This is a genomic window from Mycobacterium sp. NGS11, assembly GCF_059813315.1.
On sequence record NZ_JCALEJ010000040.1, the window covers coordinates 1 to 21,097 of the forward strand.

Annotated in this window: 15 protein-coding genes and 7 pseudogenes; 7 read left to right on the top strand and 15 right to left on the bottom strand. The window is 63.0% G+C overall.

Going from position 1 to position 21,097, the window contains the following annotated elements:
* Window positions 1–928: 928 nt before the first annotated feature.
* Window positions 929–1,365: pseudogene (locus AC5Y4T_RS25155) on the bottom strand (ATP-binding protein); the annotation flags it as partial.
* A gap of 121 nt (window positions 1,366–1,486) precedes the next feature.
* Here AC5Y4T_RS25155 and AC5Y4T_RS25160 point away from each other — a divergent pair.
* Window positions 1,487–2,667 (top strand): annotated as a pseudogene (locus tag AC5Y4T_RS25160) (tyrosine-type recombinase/integrase).
* Window positions 2,664–4,838, top strand: coding sequence for a tyrosine-type recombinase/integrase (locus AC5Y4T_RS25165; protein WP_069953666.1), 2,175 nt, complete (start codon window positions 2,664–2,666; stop codon window positions 4,836–4,838). The pseudogene AC5Y4T_RS25160 and the gene AC5Y4T_RS25165 overlap by 4 nt, the downstream one beginning before the upstream one ends.
* A 3-nt stretch (window positions 4,839–4,841) precedes the next feature.
* Here the strand turns inward: AC5Y4T_RS25165 and AC5Y4T_RS25170 are convergent.
* Window positions 4,842–5,657: pseudogene (locus AC5Y4T_RS25170) on the bottom strand (helix-turn-helix domain-containing protein); the annotation flags it as partial.
* A 114-nt stretch (window positions 5,658–5,771) separates the two neighbouring features.
* Here AC5Y4T_RS25170 and AC5Y4T_RS25175 point away from each other — a divergent pair.
* A complete protein-coding gene (locus AC5Y4T_RS25175; RefSeq protein ID WP_256999896.1) occupies window positions 5,772–5,900 on the top strand; it encodes a hypothetical protein in 129 nt (42 codons plus the stop codon).
* A 109-nt stretch (window positions 5,901–6,009) separates the two neighbouring features.
* Window positions 6,010–6,330, top strand: a complete 321-nt coding sequence (locus AC5Y4T_RS25180) for a hypothetical protein (protein ID WP_232526915.1) — start codon at window positions 6,010–6,012, stop codon at window positions 6,328–6,330.
* Between the two features lie 30 nt (window positions 6,331–6,360).
* Here the strand turns inward: AC5Y4T_RS25180 and AC5Y4T_RS25185 are convergent.
* From AC5Y4T_RS25185 to AC5Y4T_RS25230, 10 genes and pseudogenes are all read right to left on the bottom strand, one after another.
* Window positions 6,361–6,510 (bottom strand): annotated as a pseudogene (locus AC5Y4T_RS25185) (IS256 family transposase); the annotation flags it as partial.
* 305 nt (window positions 6,511–6,815) lie between these two features.
* On the bottom strand, window positions 6,816–8,042 hold the full coding sequence (locus AC5Y4T_RS25190) for an acyl-CoA dehydrogenase family protein (RefSeq protein WP_069953665.1): 1,227 nt from the start codon (window positions 8,040–8,042) through the stop codon (window positions 6,816–6,818).
* Window positions 8,043–8,539: 497 nt separating this feature from the next.
* Window positions 8,540–9,592 carry a transposase gene (locus tag AC5Y4T_RS25195; RefSeq protein ID WP_069953664.1) on the bottom strand — a complete coding sequence of 351 codons (1,053 nt, stop codon included), beginning with the start codon at window positions 9,590–9,592 and terminating at the stop codon, window positions 8,540–8,542.
* A gap of 123 nt (window positions 9,593–9,715) precedes the next feature.
* The gene (locus AC5Y4T_RS25200; RefSeq protein WP_050790029.1) at window positions 9,716–10,837 is read right to left on the bottom strand and encodes an acyl-CoA dehydrogenase family protein; all 1,122 of its coding nucleotides are present in this window, start codon (window positions 10,835–10,837) and stop codon (window positions 9,716–9,718) included.
* Window positions 10,838–11,084: 247 nt separating this feature from the next.
* On the bottom strand, window positions 11,085–12,704 hold the full coding sequence (locus AC5Y4T_RS25205; RefSeq protein WP_072501193.1) for a class I adenylate-forming enzyme family protein: 1,620 nt from the start codon (window positions 12,702–12,704) through the stop codon (window positions 11,085–11,087).
* Between the two features lie 30 nt (window positions 12,705–12,734).
* A complete protein-coding gene (locus tag AC5Y4T_RS25210; protein ID WP_069953661.1) occupies window positions 12,735–13,628 on the bottom strand; it encodes an SDR family oxidoreductase in 894 nt (297 codons plus the stop codon).
* Window positions 13,629–13,694: 66 nt separating this feature from the next.
* A complete protein-coding gene (locus AC5Y4T_RS25215; protein WP_499956008.1) occupies window positions 13,695–14,864 on the bottom strand; it encodes a thiolase family protein in 1,170 nt (389 codons plus the stop codon).
* Window positions 14,837–15,259 carry a Zn-ribbon domain-containing OB-fold protein gene (locus tag AC5Y4T_RS25220; RefSeq protein WP_069953660.1) on the bottom strand — a complete coding sequence of 141 codons (423 nt, stop codon included), beginning with the start codon at window positions 15,257–15,259 and terminating at the stop codon, window positions 14,837–14,839. Before AC5Y4T_RS25220 ends, AC5Y4T_RS25215 begins: the two co-directional genes overlap by 28 nt.
* Window positions 15,260–15,458: 199 nt before the next feature.
* Window positions 15,459–16,403: a R2-like ligand-binding oxidase gene (locus AC5Y4T_RS25225; RefSeq protein WP_069953659.1), complete on the bottom strand. Its 945-nt coding sequence runs from the start codon at window positions 16,401–16,403 to the stop codon at window positions 15,459–15,461.
* On the bottom strand, window positions 16,358–16,561 hold the full coding sequence (locus tag AC5Y4T_RS25230) for a hypothetical protein (protein WP_145929520.1): 204 nt from the start codon (window positions 16,559–16,561) through the stop codon (window positions 16,358–16,360). Before AC5Y4T_RS25230 ends, AC5Y4T_RS25225 begins: the two co-directional genes overlap by 46 nt.
* Window positions 16,562–17,461: 900 nt before the next feature.
* Here AC5Y4T_RS25230 and AC5Y4T_RS25235 point away from each other — a divergent pair.
* Window positions 17,462–18,013 (top strand): annotated as a pseudogene (locus tag AC5Y4T_RS25235) (IS630 family transposase); the annotation flags it as partial.
* Here the strand turns inward: AC5Y4T_RS25235 and AC5Y4T_RS25240 are convergent.
* From AC5Y4T_RS25240 to AC5Y4T_RS25250, 3 genes and pseudogenes are all read right to left on the bottom strand, one after another.
* Window positions 18,010–18,576: an IS5 family transposase gene (locus tag AC5Y4T_RS25240; protein ID WP_072501488.1), complete on the bottom strand. Its 567-nt coding sequence runs from the start codon at window positions 18,574–18,576 to the stop codon at window positions 18,010–18,012. The pseudogene AC5Y4T_RS25235 and the gene AC5Y4T_RS25240 overlap by 4 nt on opposite strands.
* A pseudogene (locus tag AC5Y4T_RS25245) lies at window positions 18,480–18,848 on the bottom strand (transposase); the annotation flags it as partial. The pseudogene AC5Y4T_RS25245 and the gene AC5Y4T_RS25240, both read right to left, overlap by 97 nt.
* Window positions 18,849–19,247: 399 nt before the next feature.
* Window positions 19,248–19,843, bottom strand: a pseudogene (locus AC5Y4T_RS25250) (TetR family transcriptional regulator).
* A 422-nt stretch (window positions 19,844–20,265) separates the two neighbouring features.
* Between AC5Y4T_RS25250 and AC5Y4T_RS25255 the strand changes: the two are divergent.
* Both AC5Y4T_RS25255 and AC5Y4T_RS25260 read left to right on the top strand, forming a co-directional pair.
* The gene (locus AC5Y4T_RS25255; protein ID WP_256999898.1) at window positions 20,266–20,886 is read left to right on the top strand and encodes a TetR/AcrR family transcriptional regulator; all 621 of its coding nucleotides are present in this window, start codon (window positions 20,266–20,268) and stop codon (window positions 20,884–20,886) included.
* 75 nt (window positions 20,887–20,961) lie between these two features.
* Window positions 20,962–21,097, top strand: a 136-nt coding sequence (locus AC5Y4T_RS25260; protein WP_499956012.1) for a DUF6188 family protein, incomplete at its 3' end; no start/stop codon positions are given.

Below are 21,097 nucleotides of genomic sequence, written 5' to 3' on the forward strand. Positions count from 1 at the left end.
GATCGAAATGTGCGGACGAAGGCAGGAAGACGGGACCGGTCGCATCACCGCAGAACTGTGCGCCGAACGCCCGAGGCACCGAATATCTGGAGCGAAAACGGTTGGGCCGCAGTAGACAGTTCGGGGTTTGCGCCAGGACGAGAGTCCGCTTAAGCTGCGCTGCCCGGTTGCGTCACACCTGCCAGGAGTTGATCCGCCGGCCGTTTGCTGGTGACCGGACCCCGTCAACTGGTCCATGGATCAAACGAATCGGGTCAGGCCACTGGTCCTCTGCCGCGAATGCCTCATGTAGCTGCATCGGCGATAATCCTCTCGACGGGGCGGCGCGGGCACTGGCCGTCGACTCCAGCCGCCGACGAAGCTTGTCCTCAAAGGCTCCTCCCAAATTCACCGCCACTATACGACGGACTCCACTGCAATTCTGCGTTCGGCGATTATTCCTATGTACTTTGTGCCTGGATATCAGATGATCGTGGTGCTGGTCGACAACCCGGTAACCCGATTAGCACGGCGAACGTTCGGTCCGCCACGATATTAATAATTGCCATTATGCATGAACATTCTGCCGCGTATTTCATCAGATGAATCAATCCCCGCACCTTCGTGGCATGGAGGTTGTGTCGGTCTTCTCGCGCGAAAACTGGCTTGAGCTGATGATTTGACGTAAGCACGGCGGCGCTTGTGGTGGTTGTTTTCGGGTGGCGCCGCCGCGACAGGCACAACAAGTCGCTTCCTACGTGCTGTACGGCCCTGCACTAATGCGGTAATTGATCCATTGGATGACTCAATGATATATCGAATGAGACCGGCTGGAGATCGTATTTGCCGTCGACAAGAGCGGCCGCGTGTGCGTCGTGGGTTGTCAATGGCCATCTCGAAGTCCCCACTGGTGGCCAGGAAAAGTCCCCACCCCGTTGCGGGTGATTGGCTAACTGGGTTTGGCGGCTCCCTTCTTGTGGTCGGCGTGGCGCATTCGGTAGGACTCGCCGGAGGTCACCACGATGGTGGCGTGGTGTAGGAGGCGGTCGAGGATGCTGGCGGCGGTGGTGTGTTCGGGCAGGAAACGTCCCCATTCTCGAAGGGCCAGTGTGAAGCGAAGGCCAGCGATCGTCGTTGGTAGCCGGCGGCCACGAGCCGAAACAGCAGTTGGGTGCCGGTGTCGTCGAGTGGGGCGAACCCGATCTCGTCGACGATCAGCAGGTCGGCGCGCAGCAGGGTGTCGATGATTTTGCCGACGGTGTTATCGGCCAGCCCGCGGTAGAGGGTTTCGATGAGATCGGCGGCGGTGAAGTAGCGGACCTTGAATCCGGCGTTCACGGCGGCACGCCCGCAGCCGATGAGCAGGTGAGACTTGCCGGTTCCAGGTGTTATCAACGGGTAGCAACACGCTCGAATCTATGTATGCGACAAGGGGGTTAATGCTTGGCAAGTCATCGTTGTTGCCGGTTTATCGGCGGGTGTTCTTCGACGTGAAGGAACGGCAACGATGGCGTATCCGGTGGCAGTGTCGCCTGCGGGAGGGCAGCGGACCTGGACCGTGCTCGATGAGGACTACGCAACGGTCGGTCCCGTCGAGGAGTGGATAGAGGCCCATCGACATCTGTGGTCGCCGAACACGGTGCGCGGTTATACGACTTCGTTGGCGCAGTGGTGGAGCTTCCTGGAGCAACGCGGGCAAGCCGACGGGTGGCGCGATGTGGGTGTCCCAGCTTTCATGGCGTTCCTGTCCTGGCAGCGCAATGGCCGCACAGTTGAACGTCGGCTGGCCGAGTCGGACCAAGCGCCGACCGCTTCGACACTGGAAGTTCGCCTGGCAGCGTTGATCTCGTTCTACCGCTGGCATCAAGCAGTATCCGGGGTGCCGGTCGCGGGCCGGCTATTTCGCGGAACACCGCGCCACCGACCAGCCCGAGGCTTGCTGGCCCATCTGGATGCGCGTTCGGCCCCGGCGGCATCATCGCTAGTTCGAGTGCGACGCAACCGACGCACGGACAGACCTCCCTTGCTGCTGCCCGAACAGATCCAGGCGATCCTGGATGGCTGCGCGGTCTTTGATGCCGAGTCTGGATCGTGGCAAGGAAATCTGCGAGACCGGTTCGTGTTCGCTCTGCTGGCCGAGACCGGGATGCGTCTCGGGGAGGCGCTGGGCCTGCGGATCGGCGAGTTCGTCCTCGGCTGCGGCGGCACCGCCTATGTGGAGATCGTGCCGCGCTCAGATAACCCCAATGGGGCGCGGGTGAAGATGATGCGACCGCGACGGGTTTATGTCGGTCCTGACCTCGAGCGACTCTTCGCCGACTATCTGACCGATATCGCCTGCCGGGCAGCCGATTCCGGTATCAGCCTGACAGACACGTGTCCGCTGTTGGTGACTGTGGCGCGGCCGCCACTACTAGCCGCTCTGCGGGAGACGACGGTACGAGAGAAAGTAGCCAACTTGCGTCGGCGCGGCCCGGGCCGCCCGGCTGGACGCCACACTGGTTTCGCCACACCCATGCCACCGCCCTGTTGCTCGCGGGGACACCGGAATGGGTGGTCTCCCGGCGCCTCGGGCACGCCCACGTGCAGACCACTCTTGACCTCTACGGCTGGGTCCGCGACGACGAAGCCCTGCGGGCGGCAGCCAACTGGGCTACCTATGCCAGCAGCTGGCGAGTGGCCGAATGATCGACGAGCATGGGCACCTTCACCTCCGAGCAGCGGAACACCTCGATCCAATCTGGCGGCTCTGGGACGGGCTGCCGGCGCAGTGGCGTGGCCCGGTGCTGGGACCTGACGTCGCCAACTGGGCATCGCTTACCGAGAATGATTGGCCCCACCTTGATCTGAGCGGATTACCCGCCCCCTTCGCCGCGGAGCTGGCGTGGATGGCGCACTGGCAGGCCGGTGATGGCACCCGCGTATCGGTGCTGGCGATGGCGCAGTTGGCCAACATCATTCGGCGGGCCGTCGCCGAAGGCCGTGCTTTCGCCCCGTCGATCCGGGAGATGGATTACAACGCCGCCGCGGCATTGCAGAGCTGGTTCTATGCCAGCCGAGGTAAACGACTGCCCTCACCCAGGGGCCGAGCACGAGTTCACGGCCTGTTCGGCTTTGCCCGACACGCACTGATCGCCGCCTGCCACGACGGCCCGTGGTGGCACCTGGACTTCTGGCACCCGCGCTGCGATCCACGGATCCCACTCACCGACCGTGAACCGGTCGCCAACTACGGCTGCTCACCCGGACACATCCAGCTGCCTTGGCTGCGAGCCGCCGTCAAATGGCACCTGGGCACGATGCTCGAATCCGGGGCGCTGCGCTGGACCACGGTCAGCCAAGAACGAATGCGCAGCTTCCGCCGCTTCGACAACTGGCTGACCACCTGCTTGCCAGACCCGACCGACATCCTGGCTGACCCCACGACAGCGGTCGAGCAGGCAGCTGCGTTCGCGCGGTGGACCGCCGTGGCCGCCAACCGCGTCACCCGCGAATCCGACACCCGCCACCTCGGAAAACCGGTACCGATCCGAGGAGTCAACGACGACCTGCGAGCCGTGGCCGGCTTACTGGATTTCGTCACCGCCAACCCCGCCGAAGCTCGCGTCATTCTCGGTAGCGGTCCTTGGCAACAACTGACCGCAGCACACGCCGCAAGCTGGTTCGGTCGAGTCACCCGAATACCGCATCAACGCGGATTCAACGACGCGAACTACATCGACGACCATGCGCTCGCACAGATCACCGCGGCGCTGCCTTTGATCGGGTTGCCCCGCACCGAGCAGATGACCATCACCCGCGGCGATGACACAACCCGCACCGCCAGCGGGCTCGACGACCCGCAAGCAATGCGGATGATCCTGCTTCAGATCCTCACCGGCCGCCGAGCCAGCGAGATCCGCACCTGCGACTTCGACTGCCTCTCCGCCGCACCGAGAACCACCGCAACTGGCGATGACGACGACCAAACGCTGACCAGGTTCCGCTACGCACAAAGCAAGATCGACGTCGCACCAGACACCATCCTCGTTGACCACGAGGTCACCGAAGTCATTGCCGAACAACATCGTTGGCTACAAACCCAGCATCCCGGCGGCAGCAGGCGCTTCCTGTTCGTGCGGCGCCTGGGCAACCGCGGCGGCGACAAACCCTATCCAGCAGGCACCTACAACTGGGTGCTACGCACCCTCAGCGACCTCGTTCAGATCACCGACGCCAAGGGCCACGTCGTGCGGTTGAGCCACACCCACCGCTTCCGCCACACCCGGCTGACCCGGCTGGCCGAACTCGGCCTGCCAATCCATGTCCTGCAGCGCTATGCCGGACACGCCACCCCGACGATGACCATGCACTACATCGCCGCCCGCGACGAACACGCCGAGCAGGCGTTCCTGGCCACCGCCAAGCTCCGATCCGACGGCACCCGCATCCAACTCTCCAGCGACGACCACGACAGCCTGCACCTGTTCCGCCGCGCAGACCGGTTCCTGCCCAACGGATGGTGCATGCTGCCACCGCTGCAATCCTGCGACAAAGGCAACGCCTGCCTGACCTGCTCAGTTTTCGTCACCGACCACACCCACCGAGACGTGCTGCAACGTCAACTCCGTGAAACCACCGGCCTGATCGACCGGGCCACAACAGAATTCGAGCAACGACACGGCCATCCCATGCCCGAGGACAACGTCTGGCTGATCCGGCGCCGCGCCGAACACCACGCTATAACTCGGCTCCTGGCCGCCCTCAACAATGCGCCCGACTCCGCAGCCCACGGTGTGACAACCGAGTGTCATCAACCCAGCGCTGGACCAGTCCCGCTGACTCTCGACCTCACCCGCCACCGCAGGAGCACCCGATGACCGACTCCCGACCTCAGCGCACCATTGCTCGGCGGCGGTGTTGGCGGCCCGCAGATCCACGGGTTGGCCGGTGATCGCGGCCTCGGTCAACAGCGGCACCGCCAGATCGGATTGCGCGTAGCCGCAGAGGTTTTCCACGATCCCTTTCGACCGCGGATCACCCGCATGACAGAAGTCCGCGCCAAATCCGTAATGCGAGGCGAAGCGCACATAGTCCAGGGTCGGGATCATCACCCCGGCCACCACACCGCCTTTGAGGCAGCCCATCCGGTCAGCCAAGATCTTGGCCGGCACCCCACCGATCACCGCCAGCGTCTGGGCGATCATGGCCATCGTGGTCGAGGCCTTCTGGTCGGCAGCGAACCGCACGAACCGCCACCGCGAATAAGCCAGAATCGCGCAAAACACGAACAACCCTGGCGTGGCCTGGGCCCAATCAGTCACCAGATACTCGCCCGGTGACCACACCGCCGGGCGACGCACATGCGTATTCCCTTTGCGCCACAACACTTTCTGCTCAGCCACCAGGCGGCGGAAATCGCGCTCCGACCCTCCATACCCGGCGGCGCGGGCGACCGGCAACAATCGCTTTGCCGACATCCGGCCACCCGAGGCAGCGACCCGCGCCGCGACCAGCTCGATCACCGAATCGAAATTGCGCGGCCTCGGACTGCGTGACGGTGGGCCACCGGCCTCGGCCCGTTCCACCACACGCTTGACGGTCTTATGCGTGGTGCCGCACAGATCAGCGGCCCCCCGATACGTCCCGACCTGGCGATACGCCGAAATGATGTTCATACGCTCCCTTGCAGACTTCAATAGAGCTCCCTGGGCGGGTGCTTCAGGTGACAGTTGGCGCTATCACCGTCACCGCCCAGGCCCACAGCTCCCCGACACGACACGACGAGCCCGCAAAGGAATGGGGACTTTTAGATGGCCACCAGCGGGGACTTCCTACCGGCCACCACTGGGGACTTTTTCATGGCCACGGACATGGGTTCTGTTCCGCTGCTGCGTCCGGTGGGCCAGACGGCGCAGGAGATGCTGGAGGGATTGGCGTAACCAGCAACTGTGTCGCAACCTGGCACACGAGACCGCCGACATTCGGATCCGGCTGGTGGAGCGGTTCTTGGCGTACACAAATGAGTTTCCGTGGACGTGGACGCCGGCGATGGCTGAAGAGTTCTTCAGCGATCTGCGCTCGGTAAAAGGGCCGCAAGCAGTCGACGATCCGTGGTTATCAGAACGCGTTGCGGCTGTTTGTTTCTATGTCGGCAAGCCCGACTATGGCTGGGATCGGGTGTGCGAACGGCATTTCGGTACCCATCCCGCTCAAGTGCTTTTCGAATGGAACACCGGAGCGCATGTCCAGGACAACGAGCAGCCGCCGACGAAGCCGGCGTTTTCACCAAGTCCGAGCTACAGAACTTCTTCGATCACGCCGATGATCTGGTCTCGCTGGTTGCGAGAGCCTGTCAAAAGTTCTGTGTAAGTCTGAAGTGACTTGACGACGAATCTCGCTCTAACACAACGGGATACGTCCCTGGGAAAAGTTTGGAAAGTGTGTTGAGCGCCACAGTCCAGTTGTAGGTTCCCGGTCCCAGAAAACCCTCCTCCCTCACTTGATATTGCGCAACCCCAAGTACAGCAACTTCCTCGCCGAGTGCTTGTCCGAAGCAGCTGCCGGTTCATCTCGGCGAGTCGTTCCTGGCCACGGGTCTCGGCGGCGGCGAGCTGCAGGATCTGCTCGCTGTTCGCGGTGCTGGAGCAGGAATTTCGGGTGTGGTGAGCAAACATCGAGCAGGTCAAGCAGGCGTTAGAGCCGAGTTCTTGCCGAATCATTGTGAGTCACCGCGGCCCCCCGGCCACCACCAGCACCCGGCACCGCCGCGTTGCCCGGCATCCCGCATTGCCCAGCGCGAAAGCTCCTCTGGCTCACCAACTACACCCGAAACTCGACCCCAGCAGGGCACTACATCAGCAGGGTCCTAGGCGTGGTTCCTTGGGCAGGCCGAGCAGTTTCTCGCCGATGATATTGCGCTGAACCTGGGAACTGCCCGCATAAATCGTGGCGGCCCGCGCCGCCAATGCCGACTCAACCCATGCGAGCGAGCAATTCGGTGTTCCGACATCCGCAGTCGCCAAGGCGCCGTTCGTTCCCGTGCCCGACAGCGTCAACACGTCCGTCTCGAGGATCTCCATCGCCAGTTCGGTCTCGCGTTGGAAGAACTCGCTCCAGAGGATCTTGGTCATCGCGGCCTCGGGACCTGGATACTCACCGTGTAAGAAGCGCGTCAACGCCTGATACCCACGACACCGCATAATCTCGACGCGACCATAGCACCAAGCGAGCTGCTCACGGATATGCGGGTCGTTAGTCTTACCTCGTTCTTTCGCCAGCTCGAAGAGCCGGTCGATCTCAGCTTGGAAGCGAATCGCGTCGGTGGTGACACTTGTTCCACGCTCGAAACCCAGCAGCGTCATGGCCACCGACCATCCTGCGTTCACATCCCCGACAACGTTGTCTGCAGCGGTTCGGGCGTCGGTGAAGAACACCTCGTTGAACATCGACTGGCCCACGATATTCTTGATGGGTCGAACCTCCACGCCGGGCTGATCCATCGGCACGAGCAGAAATGAGATCCCCCGGTGCTTGGGAGCATCCATGTCGGTGCGGCACAGTGCGAAGATCCAGTTGGCGAGGTGTCCCACTGAAGTCCAGATCTTGGACCCGTTGATGACCCATTCGTCGCCATCAAGAACCGCTCTCGTCCGCAGGCTGGCCAGATCCGATCCCGCGTCGGGTTCGGAAAACCCCTGGCACCACCGATCATCACCGGACAGAATTCGCGGCAAGAACCAATTCTTCTGGTCCTCGGTGCCGCAGACGACAAGCGTGTTGCCAAGCAGCTGAATCCCGAACATGTCGTTCTCAGTTCCGGCGGGTACCCCGGCGCGAGCAAACTCCTCGGCCAGCACGACTTGGTGGAGTGGGGTCAGTCCCGCTCCGCCATATCGCTTTGGCCACAACACGGCGAGTAGGCCGTTGTCCGCGAGCGTCTTCCGCCACTCTCGGATGAACTCCCTCCGCCGGGTTTGATCCAACGCCCCGATTCCAGCGAAGTCGGCAGGGACATTCGCGGTGATGAAGTCGCGCACTCGTGACCTGAACGCCTCAGCTGACGGGGGATAAGACAGGTCCATATCGAATCGTCGTCCCTTATCTGTGTTGAGGACCCGCGTAAAGGTGGATCCATTGGGTTATTTTTTGCGTGTTTTGCTTCGTTTTCGACCGCTTGAAGGCGGTGGACCGCGGTCGGGGTCAAGGCGGAGCGCCCGCAGCGTAGCGAGGACGAACGACCTTGAGACCGACGAGGATCCGCCGCATACTTGGCCGCCGGGGAACAGGAAAAGACGGTGTGGTTCAAGTCATCTGCTGCCCTCCGGTGCATAAATGTGGGGCGAAAGACGCGCGTCGCGTGTGCCGGCGCCCAGCCTTATCTGAGTCCACGGACGATATCCGGCAACTTGATGATCGATGGGGTGCCCGACGTGCGGGCAACGAAGGCGCGGCCGCTCAATCTTTCCGGGAAGTCCACCCAACAGCGGAGTGGCGACAGGAACCACACGGGCGCTGGCCGCAGGCATCAGGTGATTAGCATCAGGTGATTAATGGGCATGGCAGGCGCGCAACGCATCATTTAAGAGGCCACCTCCTGGCGTTCGGGGACTGGCAGCGCCAGGGCGCCATCTTCGAACGCACGCAGCGGGTGATAGCACCGGCGCAGAATTTTGCGTTCCACCGCCAGGGTGGGATTCTTGCCGTTGTGGCCGTCGCGCTTGGCCGCCAGCTTGTGGTAGTAACCGTAATCAAGGGAACGGCGCCGGCTCGCGCACTCGGCTGCCTCAAACGCCGCCCAGCGCAGCTCGGGTGAGCCCTCTCGCGACAGGTGCCCTGGTGAGCGTTTGGTATCAGAGGAGTACACGGTGACATCCAGCCCAGCAAACCGCACCAGCCGATGGGAACTGCTGAATCGGCGGACATCACCGACCTCGGACCAGATGATCGCCGCGCACAACCAACCGATGCCGTAATGGCGCTGCATTGCCTGACACCCGGCTTGGCGTCGGGCGAAGTTGACTAATTGGCTTGGCAGCGGGTCGATCTCGGTGCTTAGCTGATCGATGCGCCGTAGCGCAGTGTCAACGCACCGCCGGCCCGCCGCCGACAAGTCGACGCTGTCCAGCGCCGCGCGGCCTGCGCCGGATAACAGCGCCCGAATCGGTGGACAGCCGTGATGGAACAGCTGGACATGGGTGCGCTGCTGCCAGGCCCGCCGCTCGTCCATCAACGTGTAGTACAACCGGCCCAGCGTGCGGATCTCCAGCATGTGTGCGGGTAGGATCCACGACTCGGGGAACCGGTCCTCGAACAACAGCGTACGCAGCAACTGAGTATCGGCGCGGTCGGTCTTGGCGCGCTTCTTGGGCTCCGGCAAGACGGCAATCTCGGCCGCATCCCCCAGGTGCGCGCAGATCCCAGCAGCGGCCAGCTCCTCGCACACATACCGCCACCCCGGGCAGCCCTCCAGCGCGAACTGGCCGTCCCCATCGCTGCAGTGCTCAGCCAGCCAGTTCCGCAACGCTTTCCGGGTCGCCGGACCGATCTGACCCCAGCGCAACAAACCGTCATAATCGACGTAATCGAATGTGATCTGCTGTCGCCGCACGTCGAAACCGCCTACCATCGTCATCGGGACCTCCTCGAGCTCCTGAAAAATTCCTCTAACGCCTATATCAACGAGCGTCTGAGCTGAGGGGGTTCCCATCCACATGTCATCTTTCTCTGTTCGTGCCGACGAAGTATGCGGCGGTGTTTAGAGCCCGATGCGGTCAGCGACCTCGAGCCATTGCTCGCGTACTGAGCCCAGCAGTACCCGGTCGGCTTTCGCCCGCCGGTAGTAGAGGTGTGCGTCGTGCTCCCAGGTGAACCCGATCCCGCCGTGAATCTGCACATTCCACGATGCGGTGAAGTCAAATCCGGCCGCGGCGGTTGCCACGGCAATGGGGGCCGCCTTGGCGAGGTCAGCGCTCTCCTCCGCTGCCAGATGAGCCGCGTAGAGAGTGACTGCACGAGCACTGTCCAGTTCGATTGCCATCTCGGCGCATCGGTGCTTGATCGCCTGGAAGGAGCCGATGGGCCGATTGAATTGGTGACGCACCTTGGCGTATTCGACGGACATGGTCATAGCGCCCTCGGTGCCACCAACCATCTCCGCTGCGAGTAACGTCTTCGCGACATCTAACGCACGGCGTATGGGCGCGACGCCGTGCGCGCCAGCCAAGGGAACCGCAGAGACGGCGTCGAACGTCAGGGTGGCCAGCGGTCGGGTGATGTCCAGGGTCTCGACGCGTGTACGGGTTAGGCCGACGGCGTTACCGTCAACGAGGTACAATGCCGGCTCAGCGGAGTCACCGGGCGGCAGAGCGAGCACCAGCAGGGTGTCCGCACTATGGCCGTCGATCACATGAATCTTGGTCCCGGACAGCGTGACGGCGTCGCCATTTGTCGCCGCTCGCATGGCTACAGCACCGAAGCCGTCAACGCAACCCGGTTCATTGATAGCAGTCGTGACTGTACGAGCGCCCGCGGCTATCTCTGGAAGCAGTTCTCTCTTCTGCTCCTGGCTTGCCGCGATCAAGATCGGCGCGACACCGAGCGCGACGGTCGCGAACAGCGGGCACGGCACGATGCCGCGTCCAAGCTCCTCGATGGCGACAGCAGCCTCGATCATCGTTGCTGCCGCACCGCCGTACTCCTCCGGTACGAGCAGACTCGGCAGCCCCAGTTCCCGACTCATGCGAGACCAAAGGTCGATGTCATATCCCGGCGCAGTTGTTACCGCCTGGCGAACCTTGGCCAGCGGTGACAGTTCGGTAACGAACTGCTGTATAGTCTGGCGGAAATCGTCCTGTTCTGGACTGAGCATGAAATCCATGACATGGCACCTCATCTTCTCTTCAAACAGTTGTTGTCGCGAAAAGAAATAGGGACGGCCTTACCGTCGCCTGGATCGACCAATCCACACACCGAAGCGCTCATCAATTCCGCGTAAGCACTGTCTCACCGGCCTTGGCATCTTCCGCCGTCCCCATCCGCTCGCTTTACGGTTCTTCTGTGGCTATGCGCCGGACACTGCTCGGAATGGCCGCCGTCGCGCTGTCAAGCCGATATTCAAGGAGCATTCATTGGTTTTCGGCCCCTTGATCGAACAGGTGATCTCGGAAGCGCTGTCGGAGTTCGTTTTTCATGACCTTGGCCATGGCGTTCTTCGGTAGCTCGTCCACTACGACCATGTGGCGCGGGCATTTGTAGTCGGCGAGGTGCTGGCGGCAGAACTGGTTGATCCGCTCCGCGGTGAGTTCGCCTTCGCCGCCGCTGAACCCGGGCTTGGGCGCGATCACCGCTAGGAGATCCTCACCGAGGTCCGAATGCGGCACCGCGATGACTGCGGCCTCGAGCACCTCGGGCATCTCGAGCAGCACGCGCTCGACCTCGATGGCGAAGATGTTGTAGCCGCCGCGCAGGATCATGTCTTTTTTGCGCTCGGTCAGATAGACGTAGCCATCGTCAGCGACATAACCCACGTCGCCGGTGTGCAACAGTCCACCGCTCCAAAGTTCCGCGGTGGGCTGCTCCCCCTTGTAGTAGCTGCGCCGAGTTATCTTCGACTTAAAGCAGATCTCGCCGACCTTGCCTGGGGGGAGTGGGTTATCGTCGTCATCAACGACGACAACCTCGCATCCTACGGGCCTGCCAACCGAGCCCGGCCGGGCAAGGATGTCATCTGGGTCGGGACCGAGGATGCAGGCCGCGCCGGCACCGGCCTCGGTGAGGCTGTAAGCGTTCAGCATCTTCGCTCCGGGCCACACCTGCCGCATTTTGCGCACGGTGTCGGGCTGGATCGGCGCCGCCCCGAAAAACACGAGCTGCAGCGAGCTGTAGTCGTGATCACCCACCGTGGGGTGCTTCATGGCCAAATTCAGCATTGTAGGCACACCCATGATCGACGTGGCGCGGTAGCGCTCGATCGCCGCGAGCAACTGCTCGGGATCAAAACGCGGCAACACGATCTGCGTGACCCCGGCACGAATGCTTAGCAGCATCAGGCCATGGCAGCCCGTGAAACCGAACAAGGGCACCGCATGAAGCAGGCTCTCGCCGAACATCGCGCCGAGAAGCTGCCCGAGGCTCGCCTGGCCGGGCTCGTCGGCGAGGTTGCCCTCGGGCACCAGCACGCCCCTGGGCATCCCGGTGGTGCCGGACGTATAGAGCAGATCCGCCGGGTCGTCGGCGCTCAGGGAAGGCTCGAGGAGCGGCACGTCCGCAGAGCCCGCGCACACCACGTCGCCCAGGGGGGTGAATCCATCCAGCGCCTCGCTGCCGGTCACGAAGAAGTGCTCAAGTTGGAAGCTACCGGGACGGCCGCCGATCTCGACAGATTCGCCTTCGGCAAGCGCAACCAGAACCTCCCGGTGGGCGAGACCGGTGATCACCGCCACGGCGTCGCTGTGCTGAAGCACGAACAGCTTTTCCGGCGCTGCCCACCGGGTATTGAGCGGCACCGGCACGGCACCAAGTTTGTGGATGCCGAAATACACTGCATTGAAATGCATCGCTTGGTCGTTGGCGAGCAGCATCGCCACCTTGTGACCGCGGCTCACCCCAGCGGCGTGCAATTGCTGGGCGACCCGGCTGCTGGCAGCGTCGAGCTCGCGGAAAGTGGCCGCGCCGTCCTCGGCGATGACGGCGGTCTTGTCGGGTCGGTCCTCTACCGCTTGGCGCAGCAGGTCGATCACGGCCATGGCATGGTCCTCCTCAACGTACGTACGTGTTCAGCCGAGCGCTTGAAGCACGAGGCCGATCTCGTCGTTGGCCTGCGTCGGAGTCTGGTATCCCTCTCGGTCGCAGATCGCCTCAAGGTTGTCCTGGACCGCTTCGATATCGAGCGTCGGCGATGAGAAGCCCTTCGTCACACTGATGAAGATCTCGGCCACTCGCCCGCCCCCAACGGAGAAGATCCTCGACGTGAGATCGCAGGATTCATGGCAGAGATACGCGACGACCGGGGCGACCAGTGCCGGGTCCAGCTTCTTGGCGATCGGCCCGAGGAGTTCCTCGGTCATCCGGGTCCGCGCCATCGGCGCGATCGCGTTCACCTTGATGTTGTACTTCGCGCCTTCCTGGGCGAGCACCCGTGTGAAGCCGATGACCCCCATCTTCGCGGCCCCGTAGTTGGTCTGACCGAAGTTGCCGAAAATCCCGGCGGCGGAGGAGGTGTTGACGATCCGGCCGTAGCCCTGCTCGCGCATCCTGAGGAACGCCGGCTGGGTCACCCAGATGGTGCCGTAGAGATGGACATCGATCACCGGATCGAGTAGCTCCGGCGTGAGATTGTGGAAGGACTTGTCGCGCAGGATGCCCGCGTTGTTGACGACGATGTCGACCCGCCCGAAGGCGTCGAGAGCCGCCTGCACGATGGCCGCCCCACCTTCTCGGGTCGCCACGCTGTGACCATCGGCGACCGCGATACCGCCGGCGGCTTCGATCTCCTGAGCGACGGCCTCCGCCGCGGTCAGGTCCGCGCCGACGCCGGCGACGCTGCCGCCGAGATCGTTCACCACCACGCGCGCGCCGCGTGATGCAAGCAGCATCGCATGCTCCTTGCCGAGACCGTTTCCCGCCCCGGTCACGATGGCGACACTCCCGTCGAAGCTAAGCTCAGCCACGCGATTTCCCTTCCATGCTGTCGCCACGCAGGGCGATTTCTCTCTTATCGGATGTGTTGAATGACGTCACCGCCCGGCCTGCAGGATGTGGATGACACAGACCGAGCCTGCGCCCATCATGTGAGCAAGCCCGGTTCGAGCGCCTTCGACCTGCAGCGGGCCCGCCTCGCCCCGCAGCTGCCGTGTCACATCCCAGATCTGGGCCAGGCCGGTCGGCCCACCGGGATGACCGCGCCCGATCAGCCCGCCGTCGGTCGAGAACGGGATACGACCACCCAGGCTGGTCGCGCCCTCGGAGACGAGCTTGTCCCCCTCCCCGGCCGCGCACACCCCGAGCAGCTCGTAATACATGAGTTCCTCGATGGGGAATGCGTCGTGCACGTGGGCGAGGTCGAGGTCGGCCGGCCCGACACCGGCCTCGTCGTAGGCGGCCTTTGCCGTGGCCGCGGTGAGCTCGCCCGGACCGACGACCGCACCCATGAAAATGTGGCCGTCAACGAACTGCTCGGACTGCTGCTGGCTGGCGACCACCTTCACCAGCGGGCGTGAACCGGCCACGCGCTCTGCCGCCTCGCGGCTCGCGACGATCGCGGCCGCAGCCCCAGAGCCAGCGGCGCAGGCCATCTTCGAAGTGTGCGGGTAGGAAATCATGCGCGAGGCGAGGATCTCTTCGACGGTGACCTCATGGTCGGCCCGACGTTGCGCGTAGGGATTCAGCCGCGCATGGTTCCAATTCTTTGCCGCGATGGCGGCGAAGGTCTCGACCGTCGTGCCCACTTCGTGCATGCGACGTGTCGCCCACATGGCGAAAAACGCCGCCGGGAGGATCACCTGGCCAATGCCGGGCTTGCTGCCCCCGATAGCTCGAGTGGCGCGATTGAGGTCGTCAAACCCTAGCGCCATCGCGATATCGACGCTCCCCCCCGCCACCACCTGGACCGCCTCATGGAAGGCGCACGATCCGGTGGCCGACGCGTTCTCGACGTGGGTGATCGGGATGCCGGTAAGCCCGAGATCCTTCGCAAGGGTGACACCCGTGAGCAGACCGGCGCCGATGTAGCCGTTGTAGAGGTAGCCGACTTCATCGAAGCCGATGCCAGCGTCACCGAGTGCGTTGACACCGGCCCCGAAGCCCAAGTCGGCCGCGTTGGCGTCCGGCTGGCCGAACGGGACTATCCCCACGCCGATCACATAGACGTCGCGGGCCATCACCGAGATGCCCGTCCAGCGGGGCAAAAGCGGAACGAGTACAGCTCAGTGCCATCGGCATCGGTCTTGAGGGGGTAGACCTCAAGCTGCATGGGCATGCCGATCTCCCAATCGCCCATCTCGCCACGCAGCATGGACTGCACGCGCACGCCCTCCGGTAGGTCAACTTGGCCGACACCGTGCCCGTCGCCTGTGGAGCCGAACCGGGACTTGCCCATCCACGCCGACTCGACGTAGGTCCAGGCGTACAGGTCGCCAGTTGGTGACAGCAGGACATCCTCGACCGGGCCGCCCGTCAACGGACAGCGGCGGCGGCGGGGGAAGAAGTACTTGTCGGCGGCCGGGCTATAGGAACCGATCAACCGCGGCTGCTCATCGCCGTTGGGCATCGTGAAGTAGCCGTCCTCAAGTGGTCGACGCATCGTGTGGGGTCTCCTGCCGTGTGGTCAATGATTGGCCCCGCCGCCGCTGGCGCGTTGCGCCATCGATCTTTGAGGCGCACCGAGAGCGTGGCACCGGCGACGGCAAACAAGGGTGCAGTAGCGGTGAACCTCGGTGCCGAATCGACTCCAGCGCAAAAGAGTTCCGCGTTTTTGCGCACTGGCGTCGATCTGGTCGAACTCAGGCCGAACCAGCCAGCACCCTCGCGTCCTCGTCGGCGAAGGTGTCCTCCAGCTGCAGTGGCGAGTAGTCGAGGTCGATTTCCTCGGGCGGTCGCCCGCGGGCGCTGCTGATCGTGCCAAACCGGCGCATCCCCTTATCGATGGCATAGGCCCTCATCTCGCCGATTGACAGGTCGAAGGGTATGTCGTCGCCATACAGTGCAGACCCCTCGTCGATCAGGCGCTGCCCCAGCGGGATGAGCTCGTTCATGCGCGTTTCGAACACCGTCCAGTTGGTGTCGTCGGCAGCGACGTGGCGCCGGCAGGTGAAAGTGCCCCACGCCATGTGGCGTCGCTCGTCGTCGCCGATGTGCCGGATCACCTGCTGCATGCCGGGAAGAATGCCGCGCTCCACGCAAATCTTGTGCCAGGCGTAGTAGCCGGTCAGCGCCAGCATGCCCTCGATGATGTGGTTGTACGTCACCGACGCCCTAACCTGGGCAGCCGGCGACGGATCCACATAGAGCGTGTTGAGCGATTGGTGAAGCTCCTCGTCGAATAACTGCCGGTATGTCGGAGTTTGATCGAGAAGACTATGTAAGTCGTCGCGCACCCCGAGGGCATCGAGCCACAAGCGGAACGCCTGGGTGTGTTTGGCTTCCTCGAACGCGAACTGCGTCAAGTACATCTCGTCGCCGAGCCGACCTTCGGCCCGCATTGCGGCCATGAATGGCTGGATGTCCTGGGTGACTGCTTCCTCCCCGGCAATGAAGCCCGCGCACAACCGCGTGACGTAGACGCGTTCCCGGTCGGAAAGCGCCTCCCAATCGGCGCAGTCGCAGGAGAAGTCGATGTTGGCGGGGTCCCAGAGTTTGGCGATGCCGCCAGCGAACAGCCTGAGCGGCAGGCTTTCCCAGTTCAGCCCACCAGCCCCAAGCGAGTGGTAATGCGTTGCTGCTGCCATGTAACCTCCTTAATCATCGGGCTGCATTGCCGGGCTAGCAGCACGTCGACGGGTCGGCGCACTGCTATCGTCAGCTGTTCGGGGATGGGCTCGTCGAGCCCGAGCATCGGGTCGAGCCCCCGCACGTACGCGTCGAGCGCCACGTTCGGTGATCTCATCGTCGAACCGGCACACCGATTCGAATGGATAACTCCTCCCCGGTCCCCTAGCGGAAGGGCCCCGATAGGTTCGCCACAGGTAGCTAAACGCTGTGTCGTCGTCCAAGGAAATGCTTATTTTCCTCGCCAAACGGGAAACGTATCCGCCGCGTCTTCGGATACCGAGGCTCCACGTTCGAAGTATTCGCAACAGCTGCTGCTCCGTTTCCCGTGCAACCTCAACCATGACAGGTTGCCCTTCCCCGAACATCTGGTTTCGGGTACTGATTGTAGCGGGAAAGACACCATAGCGGTAGAGACCGGCTTGACTCATGGAAACTGCCTGCGAAAACGCCCTCGATGCCTGACCGGAAAATCACCCGGGTGAGTGGGCAGTGCAAAGCCACCCGGCAGAGCCTGCGGGCCGGGACCTGTTGGGGCGCTGTGTATGTGGGGCTACGCGGCGGCTAAGAGGGTGCCGACGATCCGCATGAACGTCGAACAAACGTCGATTCGAGTAAACTGATGTTGAAAAATAGGCTGTGACGTGGGGCGGGCGAGACTCGAACCCGCGACCAACGGATTCGCGATTCCGGGTGTCGTAGACCACCCGAAAGGGCCGGCAATGCTTCTCGACAAGGAACTTCTAAGCCGGTGTCGCAGGTTCGAATCCTGCCGGGGCACAGCCGGCGCACCTCTTGAGAGGCTTTACACGTTGGTTCCTCACGTACACCTTCCCGTCTCGCTAGACAGGCCCGGGTCGTCTGGCAGTACCGACCCGCCCCGCCGTTGTCAGGGCTGCTCCCACCCTCCCCGGCGTCTCCCGGGTCGGGCTGCCCTCAGCTTCCCCAGCCTGCTGCGACAGACCAGAGACGGAGTCCTCTCACCTCCATCCGGTAGTGCAGCGCCTCGTGGCGCACGAAGACCCAGATCCAGGCGCTCAACCGCACCGCACCAGTGTTTCCAATGCTTCCCGGCACCCCGGCGCGCGCCAGCCACGACTATGTGCGCCCCGGCACCTCAAGCCTGTATGCCGCGCTGGATGTCATGACGGGCAAGGTGATTGGGTCACCGCACGCCCGCCACCGCGCCACCGAGTTTCTTGCATTCCTGAAAAAGATCGACGCCGAGGTTCCCGAAGACCTGGATTGCCACGTCGTGTTGGACAACGCCTCGACCCACAAGACACCGGCAGTCAAATGATGGCTGACCGCCCATCCCCGATTCGTCGTGCATTTCACCCCGATCAGTTCCTCGTGGCTCAACCTGGTCGAGCGCTGGTTCGCCGAACTGACCACCAAGAAACTGCGCCGAGGCACCCACACCTCGGTACGTCAGCTCAACAACGAGATCCGCGCCTGGATCGACACCTGGAACGACAACCCCCGACCCTACGTCTGGACCAAGACCGCCGACCAAATCCTCGCATCAGTCGGCAATTACTGCCAACGCATTAATGACTCACGACACTAGGACGTGTCTCCCATATGGCGGGTCCAGGTGATGCACGCGCTGAGGACGACTGCGGCGCGGTAAACGATGGCGAGTTTGTCATAGCGGGTGGCAAGCGCGCGCCATTGTTTGAGCAGCGCGAATGATCGTTCGACGAGATTGCGTTGCTTGTAGCGGGTTTCATCGAACCCGGGTGGTCGGCCACCGGCTTGTCCGCGTCGCTGCCGTGCCGCAATCTCGTCGCGCTTCTGCGGGATGACCGCGGTGATCTTGCGGCCACGCAGCATCCGTCGGGCTGCACCGCTGGAGTAGGCCCGGTCAGCGATGAGCGTCTCCGGTCGTGAGCGCGCGCGGCCCCCGGTGAGGCGGGGCACGACGATCTCATCAAGCACGCTGGCCAGCATCGCCTGATCGTTGCGTTGCCCGCCGGTAACCACGACGGCCAGCGGACGGCCGTTGCCGTCGACGGCGGTGTGGATCTTGGTGGTCAACCCGCCCCGAGACCGTCCGATGCCATGACCTGCGGGTTCATACTCGGCCAGCGGCGGATTCGTGTAATTCGACCCAGCCCCCTGTGTCCTGATCGGGTCGTGTTCGTCGCGTGCTGATGAGCCCGGTTGATCGTGGCGTCCACCGACACCGTCCAGTCGAGTTGGCCGTCGGCATCAGCCATCGCCAACAGGTTCACCAGTACCCGGTCCCAGGTGCCGTCTGCGGCGTAACGGCGATGGCGTTTCCACACCGTCTGCCACGGCCCGAACTCCGACCGCGGCAGATCCCGCCACGGAACACCGGTCCGGTACCGGTAGATGATGCCTTCCACGACCCGGCGGTCATCGCCGAAGGGATGCCCCCGCCGGCCCCTCGTTCGAGGGCAGCAACCCCGAAATCAGTCCCCACTGAGTGTCATTGAACAACCGAAACCGCGAAACCGTCGTCACCCCGACAGCATCCCGTCAAAACCCAACCCCATATTGGAGACACGCCCTAGCTGATGAGCCGCCGATGCAACAATTCCGCGGCTTCTGACTTATCTGAACGTCTACAAGTTATCTGAACCAGGACAAGTGGATGCTGTGAAGATTCGGCGATGTGTTCATCATGCGAATCAAGGTAGTCGTCGGTGCCTCCGCTGCAATGGTTCTCAGGTTGCCGCGCAAGCAGCGTCGCGACAAACGCGGAGATCCCTGGCCACGAAACAACTCTCGATTTCGCTCGGCCCGAAATCGCACAGTCTGTTTGGGAGATTCTGCCCTTAGTCGAACCCGGCCAGAGTGATTGTCAAGGCTTGCTCCAGCTGAACGTGGAGCGGTAGACTCGTTTTGGTGTCCATGGTCAGCCAGCGCCGAAGTATGAATTGTGTGGTAGCCAAACCAGTGTGGACCAGCAGCGAGGGACGGACGTCGGTCGCATTGACACCGGTGCGGGCAGCGACCCGTTCGACGAACCCCGGTCGTCGTTCTCGCTGATCCATGCCGATTCGCTCAGTAGGTGGGGGGCGGTCAGGATGGCTTGTTGCCAGTACTCGAGCTTCTGATTTGTTCTGTCTCGTGTGTTTTCGACGAACAGGTGAAGCAAAGCCTCGGCTGCTGATTCGTCGGACGGCCGGGCGCTGTAGGCCGCCACGACCTCGGCGACCGCTTGCCGGAGGGGTGCGACAAGCAGATCTTCCTTGGTGGGTGCGTAACGGAAGTAGGTACTGATGGAGATTCCGGCAGCGGCGGCAATGTCCTCGGTCGTCACGGCAGCAAACCCGCGTTCGGCGAAAAGCTGATGTGCGGTGTCCTGGATCTGGGAGAGCAACTCGGCGCGGCGTCGGGCCCTTAACGAGCCGGTGTTTGCTGAGGGCATGCCGTCACCTTCGTCGATCTGACATTCCAACTCGCAGAGTTATGGTACGAACAGTAGCGTAGCGAAACTGACCGTACTGGGGGATCGCTTGCTGGTGTCGCAATGTCGGGGGCAATGGCGGGCGCCGCGGATGCGCGGGGAATGGCGGTCGGCTTACGAACATTCGCTGGCGGCTGCGGCGCTAGCGTATGCCAATCGGGCTCGCGTTTCGGACGGTTTGGATGGCGCATCTTCGACGCCCCCTTGCCTGTGTCACCGGTGCGCTCGTGCTTGCCGTCTTTAGCGCAATCCCGGCTGTCGGCGTTGCGCTTGTGGGGGCCGCGTGCCACCTGCATAACACATCGTCTTCCTGAAGGGGTTTTGGCGAATGCCTTGTCGCAACCTCTTTGTTTGCAAGGTCTGTCCCCGAAGAAAGGTGTGTAGTGCCCGCTGACGTCGAGGCCGTTCCGTTGCTCGCGGCGTTAGATCCTGAGACGCGCACTGGGAGCAGCGTTGCAATTCTCGATGCTGCCCAAGCGGTCGCGACGCTGGGCGGCTTCAAGGCAGTGCACTTCAAAGCGGTCGCCAAGCAAGCCGGCGTCACTGTCGGGGCGCTGTACCGCGATTTCGCGTCGAAGACCCACCTGCTGGTGACGCTGCTCGCCCGTGAGTTCGTGCGGGTAGATCAGGAATGTGACTGGAGCGCGTGTGCCGGGTCCCCGATTCAGCGATTGGAATCGTTGACTACGCGGCTTCACGACGAGTGGCAGCACAACCTGAAACTCACCGAGGCCGTGGTTAGGGCGTTCGTTATTGCTGGCACCGACGAAGCCTTGGTGGCGCAACACGCCGCCGACGTCATCGAAAGCATGCTGGCGCGTGCGCTTGGTGGCGGCGCGCCAGGAACTTACGAGCGGCAGGTCGCCGGGGTCATCGCTGATATCTGGCTGGCCAACCTGATGGCTTTCGTTGGCGGACGGGTGACGGCGGAGGGGGCGCGCGATCGCATCGATGCAGCTATGCAGCGCGTTCTTGCTGTGTGGCCGTCTGCGGCCAACCTATAGCAATACTGACCGTATCGCTGCGATACTATAAGTATCATAAGTGTGGTGCCCGCTGGTGTGTCGAAGGGAGCGGTTATGCACACACAATGGATCGAGCAGTGCACCGTTCAACGGGTCTCACTGCAAGAAGGCCTGGTACTCGACCTTGACGACTACAGCGAGCTGGTCATTTGCCGACCGATGAGACTGACGCTTCCTGCTATAGGGGTCT